The sequence below is a fragment of the uncultured Corynebacterium sp. genome (genome assembly GCF_947253065.1).
Lineage (GTDB): Bacteria > Actinomycetota > Actinomycetes > Mycobacteriales > Mycobacteriaceae > Corynebacterium.
On the sequence record NZ_CAMXWS010000004.1, the window covers coordinates 58,496 to 74,333 of the forward strand.

16 protein-coding genes and 1 tRNA gene are annotated in these 15,838 nt (G+C 58.6%); all 17 read left to right on the forward strand.

Translation table 11 applies throughout. The annotated features are described in order from the left end of the window. The first annotated feature begins 133 nt into the window (after positions 1-133). The 17 genes from Q0X21_RS02085 to Q0X21_RS02160 all read left to right on the forward strand — a co-directional run bounded on the left by Q0X21_RS02085 (position 134) and on the right by Q0X21_RS02160 (position 15,583). A tRNA-Trp gene (locus tag Q0X21_RS02085) sits at positions 134-209 on the forward strand. A 23-nt stretch (positions 210-232) separates the two neighbouring features. Next, positions 233-556, forward strand: coding sequence for a preprotein translocase subunit SecE (gene secE / locus Q0X21_RS02090; protein WP_297850040.1), 324 nt, complete (start codon positions 233-235; stop codon positions 554-556). Positions 557-767: 211 nt separating this feature from the next. Next, positions 768-1,631 (forward strand): transcription termination/antitermination protein NusG, encoded by an 864-nt coding sequence (nusG, locus tag Q0X21_RS02095; RefSeq protein ID WP_367172640.1) that lies wholly within the window; start codon positions 768-770, stop codon positions 1,629-1,631. A gap of 227 nt (positions 1,632-1,858) precedes the next feature. Further along, positions 1,859-2,287, forward strand: coding sequence for a 50S ribosomal protein L11 (gene rplK / locus Q0X21_RS02100; protein WP_297850042.1), 429 nt, complete (start codon positions 1,859-1,861; stop codon positions 2,285-2,287). Positions 2,288-2,405: 118 nt separating this feature from the next. Continuing rightward, complete coding sequence (gene rplA / locus Q0X21_RS02105; RefSeq protein ID WP_297850043.1) at positions 2,406-3,116, forward strand: 50S ribosomal protein L1; 711 nt, start codon at positions 2,406-2,408, stop codon at positions 3,114-3,116. A 157-nt stretch (positions 3,117-3,273) separates the two neighbouring features. After that, positions 3,274-3,546, forward strand: coding sequence for a colicin E3/pyocin S6 family cytotoxin (locus Q0X21_RS10335; RefSeq protein ID WP_367172636.1), 273 nt, complete (start codon positions 3,274-3,276; stop codon positions 3,544-3,546). Beyond that, a complete protein-coding gene (locus Q0X21_RS02110; protein ID WP_297850044.1) occupies positions 3,539-3,760 on the forward strand; it encodes a hypothetical protein in 222 nt (73 codons plus the stop codon). The genes Q0X21_RS10335 and Q0X21_RS02110 overlap by 8 nt, the downstream gene beginning before the upstream one ends. Positions 3,761-3,827: 67 nt before the next feature. Beyond that, positions 3,828-4,796 carry a serine hydrolase gene (locus Q0X21_RS02115; protein ID WP_297850045.1) on the forward strand — a complete coding sequence of 323 codons (969 nt, stop codon included), beginning with the start codon at positions 3,828-3,830 and terminating at the stop codon, positions 4,794-4,796. Positions 4,797-4,995: 199 nt separating this feature from the next. Next, positions 4,996-6,609 (forward strand): TIGR03773 family transporter-associated surface protein, encoded by a 1,614-nt coding sequence (locus Q0X21_RS02120; protein ID WP_297850046.1) that lies wholly within the window; start codon positions 4,996-4,998, stop codon positions 6,607-6,609. Continuing rightward, positions 6,606-8,225 (forward strand): anchored repeat ABC transporter, substrate-binding protein, encoded by a 1,620-nt coding sequence (locus Q0X21_RS02125; RefSeq protein ID WP_297850047.1) that lies wholly within the window; start codon positions 6,606-6,608, stop codon positions 8,223-8,225. The genes Q0X21_RS02120 and Q0X21_RS02125 overlap by 4 nt, the downstream gene beginning before the upstream one ends. Continuing rightward, positions 8,222-9,175 carry a choice-of-anchor M domain-containing protein gene (locus Q0X21_RS02130; RefSeq protein ID WP_297850048.1) on the forward strand — a complete coding sequence of 318 codons (954 nt, stop codon included), beginning with the start codon at positions 8,222-8,224 and terminating at the stop codon, positions 9,173-9,175. Before Q0X21_RS02125 ends, Q0X21_RS02130 begins: the two co-directional genes overlap by 4 nt. Next, on the forward strand, positions 9,175-9,975 hold the full coding sequence (locus Q0X21_RS02135) for an anchored repeat-type ABC transporter ATP-binding subunit (protein ID WP_297850049.1): 801 nt from the start codon (positions 9,175-9,177) through the stop codon (positions 9,973-9,975). The genes Q0X21_RS02130 and Q0X21_RS02135 overlap by 1 nt, the downstream gene beginning before the upstream one ends. After that, entirely contained in the window at positions 9,968-10,873 is a 906-nt protein-coding gene (locus Q0X21_RS02140; RefSeq protein ID WP_297850050.1) for an anchored repeat-type ABC transporter permease subunit, read from the forward strand. The genes Q0X21_RS02135 and Q0X21_RS02140 overlap by 8 nt, the downstream gene beginning before the upstream one ends. After that, positions 10,854-13,286, forward strand: a complete 2,433-nt coding sequence (locus tag Q0X21_RS02145; RefSeq protein ID WP_297850051.1) for a choice-of-anchor M domain-containing protein — start codon at positions 10,854-10,856, stop codon at positions 13,284-13,286. The genes Q0X21_RS02140 and Q0X21_RS02145 overlap by 20 nt, the downstream gene beginning before the upstream one ends. A gap of 239 nt (positions 13,287-13,525) precedes the next feature. Then, a complete protein-coding gene (gene rplJ / locus Q0X21_RS02150; RefSeq protein WP_297850052.1) occupies positions 13,526-14,050 on the forward strand; it encodes a 50S ribosomal protein L10 in 525 nt (174 codons plus the stop codon). Positions 14,051-14,120: 70 nt separating this feature from the next. Continuing rightward, on the forward strand, positions 14,121-14,510 hold the full coding sequence (gene rplL / locus Q0X21_RS02155) for a 50S ribosomal protein L7/L12 (protein ID WP_297850053.1): 390 nt from the start codon (positions 14,121-14,123) through the stop codon (positions 14,508-14,510). 122 nt (positions 14,511-14,632) lie between these two features. Further along, the gene (locus Q0X21_RS02160) at positions 14,633-15,583 is read left to right on the forward strand and encodes a DUF3068 domain-containing protein (protein ID WP_297850054.1); all 951 of its coding nucleotides are present in this window, start codon (positions 14,633-14,635) and stop codon (positions 15,581-15,583) included. Positions 15,584-15,838: the final 255 nt, after the last annotated feature.

A 15,838-nucleotide genomic window follows, 5' to 3' on the forward strand; every position in this document is an offset into this window, starting at 1 on the left:
CATCTCACCGGTGTTTTCACCGGCAAGATGTGCTCACCCTCACCGGGAACCACCTAGGTGCCGTGGTAGGGTTGGCGTACTGTCAGCCGGGCAGTCCGAGAAATCGGGCGTCGGCAGTGAAAGCAGTGCACCTAGGGGCGTGGCGCAATTGGTAGCGCAACGGTCTCCAAAACCGTAGGTTGCAGGTTCGAGTCCTGTCGCCCCTGCCAAATAGACCAAGTCGAGGAGAGCTGTGACTGATAACCAGCCTGGACGGAATACCGCTAAGCCGACCGGCAAGCGCCAGCGCAGTGGCGCTAGCTCCGTCACCTCTGATTCGTATGAAGCGAAGCGCGTCGATAAGACCGCCGCTGAGGACAATGACAAGCCGGGCAATGGCGTGGCCGCATTCCCTGGCGAAGTTGTTGGCGAAATGCGCAAGGTCGTCTGGCCGACCAGCAAGCAGATGCTCAACTACACCCTCATCGTGTTTGGCTTCCTGATTGTTCTCACCGCACTCGTGTGGGGCGTCGACCAGGGGGCAGCCTGGGTAGTTGAAAAGGTGCTAGTGCCTTAGGCTATAATCGCGCTTACGAGAAAATATCCCGCCGCCCAGACACTGGGTAAGGCGGGATCAGTTTTTCGCCCGGCAGGTAAGCTGGGCAACCATTAGGACGAGAACACCACTAAACATGCGCGCCAGTTTTTCGACATCGGCGCGTGCCCGACTTCAAGGAGCGGAAATGGCCGAGGATAACGAGTTCAGCGTAGAAGCCAACGAAGCTGAAATGGTCGCCGAGGGCGGCGCCGTGCAGGAGTCCACTGACCCGGAAGTCACCGAAGCAGACGCGACTGAAAACACAGCTGATGCTCCCGACACCACAGAGCTCCAGAGCGAGGAAATGGTAGCCGAGGGCGATGTTTCTGAGTCCGATGCCAAGGATGAACCTGCAGCTGATCCGGAAGCTGCACTGGCTGCAGAGCCGGAGGAGAGCGCTGACGCTGAATACAAGGCTCGCCTGCGCAAGTACACACGCGAGCTGAAGAAGTTGCCGGGCCAGTGGTACATCATCCAGTCCTACTCGGGCTACGAGAACAAGGTGAAGACCAACCTGGACATGCGTATCCAGACCCTTGAGGTTGAGGACTCCATCTACGACGTCGTCGTCCCGATCGAGCAGGCACTCGAACTCAAGGATGGCAAGAAGAAGCTGGTCAAGCGCAAGCTGCTGCCGGGCTACGTCCTTGTCCGCATGGATCTTAACGACGCGGCGTGGTCCGTTGTCCGCGAGACCCCGGGCGTGACCTCGTTTGTTGGTAACGAGGGCAATGCAACCCCGGTCAAGCACCGCGACGTTGCTAAATTCCTCATGCCGAAGGAACCGAAGGTCGAGGATGACCTGTCCAAGACCGATGCGAATGCCGAGGGCGAGACCGTCGTGGCAATGCCGGAAGAAGAGGCAAAGCCAAAGGTCGCTCACGACTTCGAGGTCGGCGAGGCAGTCACCATTCTCTCCGGTGCACTCGCCAGCGTGTCCGCAACCATCAACGAGATCGATCCGGAGACCGGCAAGATCCAGGCACTCGTGTCCATCTTTGGTCGTGAGACCCCGGTCGAGCTCACTGCCGATCAGATCGAACGCATCATGTAGCGTTCCGCTCCCTAAACGCATGAAGACCCGGCTCCGGCTGGGTCTTTTGCGATTTGAGCTAGTGGGCAGAAGTGACATACACTTATCGATCGTGCCTGCCACAGGTAGGTGCGTGAAAACGTTTGTCCCCGGTGGCTGCGTCGATAAGCGAAATGCTTGTACGTGGCATCCGGAAGGCCCAGTTATTCATCGTGGCTTGGGCCTGTACCTAGGAAAGAGGTAATCCGATGGCTAAGAAGAAGGTCACCGGCCTGATCAAACTGCAGATCGAGGCTGGTATGGCTAACCCGGCACCGCCGGTCGGTCCGGCCCTCGGTGCACACGGCGTCAACATCGTCGAGTTCACCAAGGCATACAACGCTGCGACCGAGTCCATGCGCGGCAACATCATCCCGGTGGAGATCACCGTCTACGAAGACCGCTCCTTCGACTTCATCCTGAAGTCCCCACCGGCTGCGAAGCTGCTGCTCAAGGCTGCTGGTATCCAGAAGGGCTCCGGCGTTCCGCACACTGACAAGGTCGGCTCTGTGACCTGGGACCAGTGCAAGGAAATCGCTGAGACCAAGAAGAATGACCTCAACGCTCGTGACATCGAGGCAGGCGCCGCCATCATCGCCGGCACCGCTCGCTCCATGGGCATCGAAGTGAAGAAGTAAAACACCTTCACCTCATCGGCGGGGCGCACATGTACCTCGCCCGTGGAAGGGTCTGGTCTGACCCGCACCACAATTCCAACTACTGACACGTCAGTATCTGACAAGTAAGGAAAACAAAATGGCCAAGAAGCACTCCAAGGCTTATGCCGAGAAGCTGGCAAAGGTTGACCGCGAGAAGGTCTACACCCCGCTCGAGGCAGTCAAGCTGGCTAAGGAAACCGCATCCGACAAGTACGATTCGACCATCGACGTTGCAATGCGTCTGTCCGTCGACCCGCGCAAGGCTGACCAGCTGGTCCGCGGCACCGTCAACCTGCCGAACGGCACCGGTAAGACCGTCCGCGTTGCAGTCTTCGCTGAGGGCGAGAACGCTACCAAGGCTCAGGAAGCTGGCGCTGACATCGTCGGTTCCGACGAGCTGATCGAGCAGATCAACGCAGGCAACATCGACTTCGACGTTGCAATTGCTACCCCGGATCAGATGGCTAAGGTCGGTCGCGTTGCTCGCGTCCTCGGCCCGCGTGGTCTGATGCCGAACCCGAAGACCGGCACCGTCACCCCGGATGTGGCAAAGGCTGTCTCCGAGTCCAAGGGCGGCAAGATCGCCTTCCGCGTGGACAAGGCTTCCAACCTCCACGCTCTGATCGGCAAGGCATCCTTCACCCCGGAGCAGCTCGCTGAGAACTACGGCGCTCTCCTGGACGAGGTGCTGCGTCTCAAGCCGGCATCCGCCAAGGGCATCTACCTGAAGAAGGTCACCGTCTCTGCAACCCAGGGCCCTGGCGTTCCGGTGGACACCCACGTGCAGAAGAACTACACCGAGGCGTAAATGGTGTGAGGCGTAAGCCTCCTATTTACCTCGTGCATTTGACCCCGCTTCGGCGGGGTCTTTTGCTTTGGTGGCTTTATGCTAGGGGTCATCCCAATGTCTGCCGGAAGGCTGGTGCGTGTGGGGTCGGTATCGGAATGGAACCGATTGCGACTCCGTGCCGTCTAACTATGTAGACGGAAGGGGGGGCGTTTTGGCCGCGAGTTATATTCCTCGACCGAGGAAAAGCTTTGTCAACAGTTTGGAAAAAGTCCGCGGGCGTGGTGCACCTCGTTGGAGGGACCGGAACGCCAAACGTATTTTTGAGTATGACCCCTTGCATGGACATATTGAGGGCTATAACCTGCAAGGAAAGCACATTGGAGTGTTTGACGTGATCTCAGGCGAACTAATTGGCCCGGCAGTGAAAGGGAGGAGGATCGATGTTTAAGACTTTTGTGGAGGCATGTCTCGACGGAAACGTGCGGCCGGACGATGTCGACGACTGGGTCGAAGCGTGGCACGATGATGCCTCCGGAAGTGAGAACATTTCGCTCGAAGAATTCCTTGGGTTCACTGCGGGGGAATATGCCCGGTGGGCAAGGAATGGGGCTGCTTTGCAAGAGATCCTCGACAACCGCCGCTCGCAGAGGCAGGCCATATAAAGCGAAAACGTTTTGGTGGCTTACCGCCAGTGGTAAGCAGCGAACAGAGCGGGTATGACTGGCTGTCATGCTGAAGCGCGTTGCTCTTTCACAAAACCAAACCGGTGATCAGCGCTTGGCGGGGTTGCTCGCTGCGTTGGTCGCTGAAGCGGGTAAATCCGTCTACCCACTGCACAACATCGCGGCATTCGTCCTCGAAGATGGGTGTGCCCGTTTCGCTGGGCTCGGGGCAGATGAGCACACCGAGTTTGAAATCGGGTCAGTTACGAAGACATTCAATGCTGATCTTCTGGAGCAAGCGATTGAATTGGGTGAGGCTACCTCCGACACAACCGTGGAGGATCTGCTTGGGGACCGGGTGCGAGGCACAGCAGTGGCGGCGGTGACGCTGGCGGAACTAGCCAACCACACCTCCGGTCTGCCGAGGACGGGAAAGCAAAGACTGAGCAACAGGGTCAGGGCGGTGCTGGGCTTGAACCCCGACGTGGGTATCACCCCTGGGGATGTCATCGATCAAGCGGTAGCAGCACAGTTGGAAGGGTGCGGTACCGAGATTTACTCGAACCTTGGCCACGACTTGCTGGGGTTGTTATTGGCCGAAGGTGCGGGGATGAGTTATCCCGAGTTGATCAAGCAGCGCATGTTCGACCCGTTGGGGTTGGGGGAGACCTACGTGGCCCTGCCCGGCACTGTGGGGCCTGATAAGCCGCGAGGGGTGTCTGTGCTTGGGCAGCGTGTCCAGGCATGGGAAATGGACGGCACGGCTCCTTCTGGTGGGGTGCGGTCCACTGCCGCCGATATGGCGAAATATGCCGCATATGCGCTTGAGCGGGACAATTTCCGTTTCACTTGGATGAACATTGCAGGTACTGGTCTGTATTGGCATAACGGCGGAACACTCGGGTTCTCGTCGATGTTGCTGCTCGACACGGACAAACAGCGAGCGTCTTTTGTCGTGGCTGACTCATATACGGACATTGAATCGCTCGCGTTCGAACTTCTCGGCTTGGAGGATCCGGCTAAGAAAAAGAACTGATTTCCGCCTGTGGTGGAAAAGGTCGGCCTTATTGAAAACAGTTACCACCAAATGTGGGTAGCGTCGCCACTCTGTTATGAAAACTGTTTTCAATTGACGTAATCTAACGTGCGTTCATTTCTCGCAAAATGAAAAGAGGAACGACGAAGTGTCGCGCGTAGATACAGGAGTAGGACGAGTCCCTCATAAAGGCGAAGACGTGCTGGAACGCGCTGGTAAAGCCGTTCTTCGAGCTGTCGTTGTGGTGATTAGTGGCATTCTGGCACTCGCAGCGGGAGCGGGCTACGTGCATGCAGCTGAACTGACTTTGCACCGCGGGCATGTGGATGTCTTTCACGTCTCGGCCAGCGGTGGGCAGCTCAAACTCGACCTTCGAGAGGACGTGACTGGCCAGCACCAGACTCACGATCCGAAGGATGTTCTGCTCGAGGTGGGGGAGAACACCAAGACCGATGTGACGGCTGGCGTTGCGCAGATCGGCGAGAGTGGCTATCTCCTGCCACAGACCCAGGAAGCCGACAAACTCTGGCCCGGTTGGGACACAAACGATGTGAAGTCCGGCGGGTTTGATGCTGTTGACATCACGTTTGAAGAGGTTGATGGACCGGGCGAGGTGTATCTCTTCCAGCAGAAGGGCTTTGGCGATGTTGCCTCCGTACTCGCGGGCGGCGAGCTGGCGTTGACCCCCGGCAGTGTCATTGAGCAGGAAGAACCGTCGCACGTTCATACCAACTGGCTGTTTACCAAGCCAGGTACCTACACGATGACAGTGAAGGCTAGCGCCGACGGCGTGGAGTCGAATGAAGCAACGTACACGTGGCAGGTGGGCGGTGAAGGATCCGGCGAGGACGCAGAGTCTGGCACCGGGACAACTAATAAAGACCGTTCTGCGACAGCTATGAGCAACGGTGCCTCCGAACCGGGGACGTCGAAGACTACGGCGAAGAACGCCGGAAAAAATGAGTCTTCGAACAAGGGATCAGCCGCGAACAACAGCACTGCGTTGGGTAGCAAGACAGCTTCTGGCCAGCAGGCTGGAGAAGCTAGCGAGAAATGCACCGCTGCTTTGGTGCCGCGGGTGAAGGATGATCGGACCTCGCCAGCCGAGTGGAAGGACCCGGCGGGTCTTACCTTCGGTCTGGGCAACGAGGCGAAAGCGAAACTGCCACAGGCGGTCGGACCGGTTCCGGCGGGGAATGTGTGGATGATTGGCTCCGTTCAGCAGGCCGGTGTTCCGTGGTTGGGGGCGAATACTCAGCACGAATCGCTGATTCAAAACACTACTGGCGAAGTGACGTGGGAAATCACCAAATTTGACGGTCCGGGACCGATGGCAGTGTTCACCCAAGGCGGGCTCGGCCAGGTGGTTGGCGAGGAATGGTTCCGTGCTAGCAACGGCAAGGCACAGGGCAGCCACACGATTCCGGGAAATACGCACGTGCACCCGTCGTGGGTCTTCGGCAAGGAAGGCACCTACAAGGTGACGGTGAAGCAGTCCGCGAAGACAAAGAGTGGTGAGACCGTGAGTGGATCCGCCACCTTGACGTTCGTCGTCGGCGGGAAGGGCAACGCTGATAGCGGGCACTTTGATTTCGGTACGGTCTTTGATCCCCAAGGCAGTTGCTCTAGCGACAGTGCTGCAGGCGGAACCGGTGGAAGCGGAGGTAGCGCCGATGCAGCGTCCGGTGCTGCTGGTGGCAGCCTCGCGGACACGGGCATGTCGATCATGACTTTGCCGTTCGCCATCTTGGGTGTTGGTGTGTTGGCGTTCGGTGCCGGCATGATCCGTATTTCTAGGAAACTCTTCGGATGAGTTGGCAGCGCAGCGCACGCGCAGTAGTGGCGTTGGGGATGGTGACAGCACTTGCTGGGTGCAGCGGACCGTCTTCTGCATCAGAAGATGCCGAAGATAAGACGAAGGTCGTGGCTACGACATCAATTCTGGCTGACATTGTCTCTCATGTCGCCGGTGACGCCGCGGACGTGACTGGCCTGATCCCAGCGGGAGCTGATGCGCATAGCTACGAACTCGGACTGCGAGCAGTGCGTGAGATTGCCTATGCGGATGCGGTATTCACCAACGGGTTGCTGCTGGAGCCTCGGCAGTTGCAACGCACCGTCGAGACCACGGTGCCGGAGAACGCGCCTGTCGTTCCTGTTGCGGAGCAGGCGCAACGGCACGGTTTCCAACCGCGGCTCCTCGTGGAGGATGCAGGCTTGGACGCACCCTGGTTGGGCCTGCGCGTTGCCGTCCCAGAGGAAGACAATGCAGTCGTGTCCAAAATGGCGGTTGCTGATCTGGAGCTCACCAATGTTGAAGGGCCAGGGGAGGTGGCCGCGTACATCGTTGGCACTTTTGGCACCCCGGAGTTGCTCTTCAATTCCGCTGATGGCACGAATAAGGAAGATTCGACGACGCTTCCGGTGGATGCGCATACACATGTGAGCTGGGCGTTCAGTAAGCCGGGGGTGTATAAACTCACCGTCGGTGCGAAGGCACGCGCGGACGTGAACGCGGAGCCGACTGCGCTCCAGGAGCAAACATTCACTGTTGCGGTCGGAGTTGATCCGCACGCAGCGGTGGCGGGCGCAGAGGTGCTTGATCACGGCCACGTGGACATTACAGCGGAATTCGGTCGCGATTATGCCGGCGGGATTTCGTTGCTCGGGGATGCGCCGAAAAGCGACCGACGTGGGGTCACGCAGTCCACGCGCCATGAATATGACCCGGACACAACGGTGATCGCCGTCCCGAGTGCAACGCTTCAGGAGGTGCCGGCCGGGCGCGAGTACCGCTTCTTGGGAAACCCAGGCGACGAGACGTATCTGCTCCCACAGGCAGTCCTGGGCAAGCACGTTCACGGTGAGTATGACCCGCATTTCTGGCACGACGTCGAGGCCGTAAAGGCAGTGGTCAAGGTGATACGCGACGAGCTGAGCGCAACAGACCCACAGCACAGTGCGGACTACAGCACCAACGCGGAGCGCTACCTCGCCGAGCTGGACACACTCGACAGGGAGATGAAACAGATGCTGGGGACAATCCCCCAGGGTAACCGCAATTTGGTCACCACGCACGACGGTTATGGCTATCTCGCTGATGCGTATGGGCTCACCCTTGCGGGGTATGTCAGCCCGAACCCGTCGGTGGAGCCCAGCCCGCGCGATGTCATCGCGTTGACCCGCACGTTGGAAAACCTCCACGTCCCGGCAGTCTTCCTTGAACCAGCGGCACAGAGTCATCCAGCAGAGCTCACGCAAGTGGCGGGAAGACTCGGGATTCGCGTGTGCACGATCTGGGGCGACGCGCTGGACCCACCCGGGAAAGGCCCTGCACGCAGCTACATCGACTTCATGCAGGCCAATGCCCAATCACTCGCCAGCTGTTTGGCGCCCACGAATCCCGCCCCAGAAAGGAAAAACTCATGAATATTCGAACCAGCATCGCAGCATCCGTCCTCACAGCAGGGCTTTTCGGGGCACCGCTTATCGACGCCCCGTTAGCCCTCGCCCAAAATTCAGACACTGACCCAGCCCTGCAGCAGACGGTGCAGGAGGACGAAAAGATCGCACCACTGGGAGAAAAGGTGGTGATCTCCGCTGGGCATGCAGACCTCGGCCCGTTATACGTGGACGGGGAATTGACGTTCATGGTGCGTGATGATTCGCAGGTGCCACCGGTGTGGCGCCATTTGGAGGATGTCGTCTTCGAGGTTTCTGATGAGGCAAAGCAGACCCTTCCAGAGGGCGAAGACTTTGACTTCACCGGTGCGAAGGGCGGCGATGAGGTGTGGGTGGTTCCACAAAATGAGATCCAAGGTGTCCCGTGGTTGGGGTGGAATACTCAGTCGCCCAAGGTGGTGGACACCACCGATAGGGGAGTCAACCTTGAATTCGGTGGCCATGAAGGTGAGGGGGACTTCTCCCTGTTTTTGCAGACGGGTGGTTTCAGTGAGCCGCAGCAGCTGTGGAACTCGCGGCTGAAGGGCAATCAGCCGATGTGGGTTGAGCTGAACACGCACACGCATGCCAATTGGGTATTCACAAAGCCGGGTGTTCATCTCGTCGGTGTCCGCGCGGTGGTCAAAGACAAAGACGGCGCGGAGCACGCCTCCGAGCAGGTCGTGCGCTTTGCAGTTGGTGACGGCGCTGATGTGCAGCAGGCGGCTAATGCCGAATTCACTGGTCCGTGGCGGACCGCGGATGGGGAGCAACAGCAGGACGTCGATAAGCAAGAAAGCGCGGTGTCTCCCGTGCTGTGGGTGCTTGGCGGGCTGGCTGTTGCAGCCGTGCTCCTTGGCGTATTGAGCTCCGTGATTTTGCGGCGCGCGCGTGCAGCGCGCAATGAGGCGGAAGAATCGATCGGCAGGGAGCGCTAATGGGAGATTACCTGCAAAAATCCGTTGTTGTTGCGAAAGGCGTCGGCGTGAATTACGGCGCGACTCGGATTTTCGAGCGAGTGGATTTCTCCGTCCGTGCTGGAGAATTCGTGGGCTTGCTCGGGCCGAATGGTGCAGGCAAAACAACGTTGATGCGTGCGCTGCTCGGGCTTGTGCCAGTGCGCGCCGGGACAGTGTTGATTGCGCGACGGATAGGCAAGGCTGCTCGTCGTGCGGTGGGCTATGTTCCACAGCGGCACTCGGTGGCCTGGGATTTTCCCATCGATGTCTATTCGATGGTGCTAGGCGGAAGGCTCGGTCTGCGTCCGTGGTGGCGCCCGGCGGGCCGCGTGGATCACATCGCCGCAGCGAAAGCTGTTGAGCAAGTCGGCCTGTGGGAGCTGCGCGATCGCCCTGTGGGAAAGCTTTCGGGCGGCCAACGGCAACGCGTCCTTGTTGCACGTGCGTTGGCGCGCAACCCGGAGCTTTTGCTTCTCGACGAACCGTTCACCGGCCTCGACATCCCCACTACCGAGCAACTTCTAGATCTGTTTCGGCAGCTTGTAGACGATGGAGTGGCTGTGGTGATGTCCACCCACAATATCGCTGAGGCCGTCCATTCCTGCGACCGTTTGGTGCTGTTCAACCGCGGGATCGTCGCCGACGGCGCACCTGACGAGCTCGCTGAACCTGAGCCGTGGTCAATGACTTTCGGGGTGGACTCGCACTCGCGTTGGCTCGCTGGGATCGGGCTGGATTTTGCAGATACCGCTCAGGATCGGGGAGGTGTCCATGCCTGAGATCAGCTTTTTGCAATTCCTGATTGATTTAACAAACCCACAGTTGAGCTTTCTGCCTCGTGCCCTGATCGTCGCGGTGATCGCATCGGTAGTGTGCGCGGTGGTGGGGTGCTATGTGGTGCTGCGTGGCATGGCGTTCATTGGCGATGCTGTCGCTCACGCGGTGTTCCCGGGGCTTGCAGTGGCATTCGCTCTGCAGGTTTCAGTGCTGCTTGGTGGTGCTGTTTCGGGCATGGTGGTGGCCGTGCTCATTGCGGTGTTCTCACAGCGTGAAAGGGTGAAAGAAGACACCGTGATCGGTATTTTCTTCGCGGCTGCTTTTGCGCTGGGGCTGGTGATCATCTCCCGGGTGGAGGGGTATACCGCCTCACTGACATCGTTCTTGTTCGGTTCGCTGACCGGTGTGTCCACCAATGACATGTGGGTCTCCTTGGCCGCCGGGACAGTCATCGTCGTACTGATCATTGGGCTGCAGCCGTGGTTGACAGCGGTGAGCCTTGACCGTGAGACTGCGCGCTCCATGAACCTCCCTGTGCTGGCGCTCGATCTGTTGCTGTACCTGGCAGTGACCACCGCGGTGGTGATCTCGGTGCGCACGATCGGCAACATTCTCGTCGTCGCGCTGCTGGTTACCCCAGCCGCGATCGCCCGAATGTACACGGACAAGCTCAGCATCATGATGGCGCTCGCTGCCGGTGCCGGTGTCACCGGTTCTGTGCTTGGTGTTTGGCTGTCCTGGGCATACGACACCCCGACGGGTGCCACCGTCGTGCTGTGTCTGACCGCGATTTTTGTTCTCAGCTGGCTGTTTTCTCCCCAACAAGGACTCGTTGCTGAGCGCATCCGTAACCGCGACCCGAAAGAAAGGATGACTGTTGATGCAGTTTCCAGTTCTTAGTTTCTCAACCCGCCGTGTGGTCGCCGTAGCTACAGTAGGGTTTCTTGCTGTCGGCAGTGGTGCGCTAACCAGTCCGGTGGTCTTCGCAGCCGATGAAGTAGACCCCAGCCATGTCCCCGGCGATGCTGGCTTTGGGGTGGATCTTCCCGCAGACACGACGATGACCGCACAGGACGGTAAAGAGGTCGAGCATCCCTGCGCCGGCAGGAAGCTGGCCTATCACTCCCACGTCGACGGGCTGTACGGCACCCGCGACGCGGATAACAACTTGGCCGTCATGGCTGTTGATGGTCAGGCCGTTGTGCCCATGGACGATCTCTGCTTCCGTCTCGCTCCTGATGCGGATCCTGAAGGCAAGGAACTGAGCCGCATCGCAGTGCCCGATTCAAAAGATCTGTCTTTCCTGGGTGAGCCTGGCTCGCTGGTGTGGTCTGCCCCGCAGTCAGTGAGCTTTACTGATAATTGGCGTCCGATCTGGGCTGGGTTAGGTGCATTTGACCCGAACCATGAGATCGACGGCAAAGTGCCGGACAATTTCACAGACGACACGATGCACTTTGATCTCAAGGACTACTCCGGCCCGGGGGAGATGAATATCTTCTTTGCCGGCTCCGGCGGTGAAGGCGATGTTGAGCACGTCTTCAATAGCGCGGATGAGGAGAAACACAGCATTGACTACGAGGTTGGTGCGCATGGTCACTTCAACTGGACATTCACCAAACCAGGCATCTACGCGATTACCTGGCAGGGCCGCGCTGAGATTGAAGACGGCACACAGGAACTCACCGAGCCAGTCACCCAGTACTGGCTTGTGGGGTCCGACGAAGAGGTCGGCCTGCCGGAGGGAACCACAACAGAACTGCGTCCCATCACCACACCCGCGGGTAATGGCGGTGACTCAACGGTCCCCGAGCAGCCGCAGCCTGAAGAACCCAGCAACCCCCGCACGCCTAGCGAAGATTCAAAATGTCACGCGGCACGGGCATTAGCCGGTAAACCCGATACGTTCATCTCACAGGGACACCTCGATATCGCGCTTGCTGGCGGTGGGGATAAGCCACTGTCATTCACGCTTCGCGACGGCTCAACCCCCGGGAAAACTGTCTCTCGCGAAAGCGGCTCTTTTGCTTTGGAAGTCCCTGACACAGCGAAGGCGAACCCGAAGGGTGCGACCCGTGACGCGCTACCGGGAAAACCCGAGACGCTCTGGACCTTGCCCCAGTCGCAGCAAAAGGGCCTGCCGTGGCCTGGTTTCTCCACCGAGCACCTCGCGCCGGGCACCTTGGATGCGGGCAGCACTGTGGAGGTATCCATCAGTGACTTCACCGGTCCGGGTCGCATGCTCGCTTGGCACGAATCGTTGTCTGGTTTGAAGGTCGAACTGGATTCCGGTGACCGCAGCCGGAAACTCTCGTATCCGATGAATGCCCATGACCACCTGGCCTACGGCTTCGATGCGCCTGGTTACTACTCGGTGCAATACCGCGTGACGGGAAAGACTGTTAACGGCACTGATATTGATGAGACCCTCGATGTTCCATTCCTTGTGGGCGACGACACCATTGCGGCTGCGAAGAAAACAAAGGCTGCTGGCTATGCAGAGATTGGCAACGTCGATGAACTGTGTGTCGGAGCAGAACCCGGTGGTGCCGAAGACGAGGAGTCCCCTGAACCCCCAGGCGAACCCGAGGACCCTGCCGGTGCCAGCGGAAGCAACCCTTGGACATCCAAAGACATTGGGATGGTCGAAGGTGCAATCAAGAAATTTGATAAGCAGCTCGAGGCGAGTCTGAAAGCCATCGGCGAAGCGAATAAGAAAGCCAACAAACAAGCCGACCAGGAGGCAAAGAAGACCGTCAAGGCCGATAAGTCGAAGAAGGCTTCTCGTGCCGGTGCCGTCGAAAAGCCTGCCAAGAAAATGAACAGCACCACCGGCGGCACGGACACAACCGCAACAACTAATGCAGTCGGTGCGCCAGCGTCGACGAATGTTGCTGCAACCTCAAGCTCTAGCAGTGCTGCCCAGAACAAAGATGTACCGCAGCCGGCAGCAGCCAGTGCTGACAACAGCGTTGCCTCTGGTGGCACCGCCAGCGGGGACAGCGTAGACGCGGCGGAAAGCGCCGACGGTGAAGATGACAATGTCGAGTCGGAAGAGGGCGAAACTTCACCGATCCGCTCGTCGATCGATGGGGACAATCTCGAATACCTCGATGACGGGGCTCAAAGTGGGGAAGGGGAAGAGCCCACGAGTCTCGATGGCGCAGGGGCGATCGCCTCTCTCACAGCCGGCGGTTTCTGGTCCGGATTGGCCTTGGGCATTGGTGTGATGGCACTCATCGGCGGCATTGTGTTGTTCGACGCTGCACGTCGCATGGTCAAGGATTTGGAGAAATCAAAGTACGCACGTTAAAGTAACCAACCGAAGTTTGAACGGGAGAGATCCCGAGCTCAAGTTTCACCGAAGACCGTCGGTCACTTGGCCGGATCTGATCCGGTTGAGTCGAAGGAATCCCCTAGGGATCGACCCACGCAGGAGAAACGTGGCATTCCTCCGCGCTTTAAAGCGCTTGTGCCTCGTGCTTCTGCACGGGGCAATTTTCATTGCTCCGGGCGGACAAGACATGAAGTAATGGGAAGGAGGCGTGTGTCATGGCAAACCCGAAGAATGTTGCTGAGCTTGCTGCCTTGAAGGACAAGTTCAAGGATGCTAGCTCTGTCTTCCTCACCGAGTACCGTGGTCTGACCGTTGGTCAGCTGCAGGAGCTGCGCGGTGAGCTCGGATTTGACGTTGAACTGCACGTCGCCAAGAACACCCTCGTGAAGATCGCTGCTAATGAGCACGGTATCGAGGGTCTCGATGACCTCCTGACCGGTCCGACTGCTGTCGCTTTCATCAAGGGCGACGCAACGGTGGACGCTGCGAAGGTCATGAAGAAGTTCGCCAAGGGTAACGAGGCTTTCGTTATCAAGGGCGGCTACATGGACGGTAACGCTCTCGACGCAGCCCAGGTGGATGCTGTCGCAGAGATGGACAACCGCGAGACCACTCTTTCCAAGCTTGCTGGCGCATTCCAGGGTTCTCTGGCGAAGGCTGCTGGCCTCTTCGAGGCTCCGGCATCCAAGACGGCACGACTCGTTGCCGCACTGCAGGACAAGCAGGAAGACGCCGCTTAAGGCGACTTCCAAAACAAGTACGCACACCAAACATCTGGCCACATAAGGCCACAACAGAAAGGAAGCCACCATGGCTAAGCTCTCCAAGGATGAGCTCATTGAGCAGTTCAAGGAAATGACCCTTATTGAACTTTCCGAGTTCCTGAAGGAATTCGAGGAGGTCTTCGACGTGACCGCTGCAGCTCCGGTTGCTGCTGTTGCAGCTGCTCCGGGCGCTGCTGGCGATGCTCCGGCTGCTGAGGAGAAGGACGAGTTCGACGTCGTTCTCGAGGACGCTGGCGACAAGAAGATCGGTGTCATTAAGGCTGTCCGCGAGATCGTCTCCGGCCTGGGCCTGAAGGACGCTAAGGAGATGGTTGAGGGCGCACCGAAGGCCATCCTCGAGGGCGCTAACAAGGACGACGCTGAGGCTGCAAAGGCCAAGCTCGAAGAGGCTGGCGCAAAGGTCACCCTCAAGTAAGCTTCGTCGCTTCACGCATTTCGCCCCCGTCGCTTATCGACGGGGGCTTTTGCCTTTCCTAAACACCTGCTTTGTCCCGTCACTTTTCGATGATTTCTTGGTGGGCTTGTAGACTCGCTCGCATGCTTCCAAAGTCCCGCATCGTGTCAGCCCTGCTCGTTGGGTTGGGTCTGGCGTTGATCGTTGCTGGGCTCGTGGCACCGCGGTTTCTCAATGGTGATGCACGGTTCCCGTTGAACCTGGAGAACACAACGTGGACTCTCCATGACCCGGAAGGGGTAGTGGGGGAGGAAGACGGGGCCGTGACTGTCCCGGTCACCCACCAGTTGCACATGACAGTGCAGAACCCGGCTTCCGAACATGTCGTGGCATTGCGTGTCGGTGATTCATTGCTGCGGGCAGACAAAGAGACCGATCTGGACAACCTGGTCGCCGCATCAACATGGTCGCTGGAGATTGATCGTATGTCGGGCCAATTCGAGGGGCCTGCACGGTTGAGCTCCATGATGGCTTTCCCAGAGACAGAAGTGCCTGTTGATGGTGTGTGGCTGAAATTCCCGTCGAATCTGGAACCGGGGGCCTACCAGGTTTTCGATCCAGTCCTGCGTGAAACAGCGCCGGCTACCTTCACCGGTGAAGAAGAGCAGTACGGCCGCACCGTGTACACATTTGAGCAAAAGGTTCCGGATACTAACCTCGCTGCGAAATTCAATGATGGGCAGAACACCATGACCATCCAGGGGGAGGATGGTGGCATGGTGAAGGCTTTCCGTCACCATGCAGCAACGCGCACCTTCACTGTTGATCAGATCACTGGGCTAGTGATCGGCATGACGGAAAAAGTTGATGACTATTATGCGGATCGTTCCGGGGCGCGCGTGAAGGAGATTGTCTCCTACGACGCCGCGATGGATGAGGAGCAGACCCGTCAGCTTGCGGAGCAACTGCCGAAAGTGACGCAGCGGATCTCCCAGGGCGTGACCTATGGAGTGATCGGTCTTGGTGCTTTACTCACCCTGGCTGGACTCCTTGGGGCATTCCGACCGGGCGGCAAGCGCAGCCGTGATCACTGATGCTGGGCACGCCAAGCCGAGTCGGTTGCGGATTCTGCTTAGCCGAGTGGTAGAGTTCCCCGCGAACAGCGACGGCAGTTCAAGTTTTCACGAGGTGAATTTTTCACTTCGTTTGCGCTTTACAATCTGACAGTGGGGGTATAAGCTGTCTCCTTGCGCTGGAAGCCGTCGCCAGTGTGTATGAGGAAAACCTTGGATCAATGCGAAAACATTGATTTGACAAGGTGATTTTGTGCATTCTGGACTCGCGAAGGC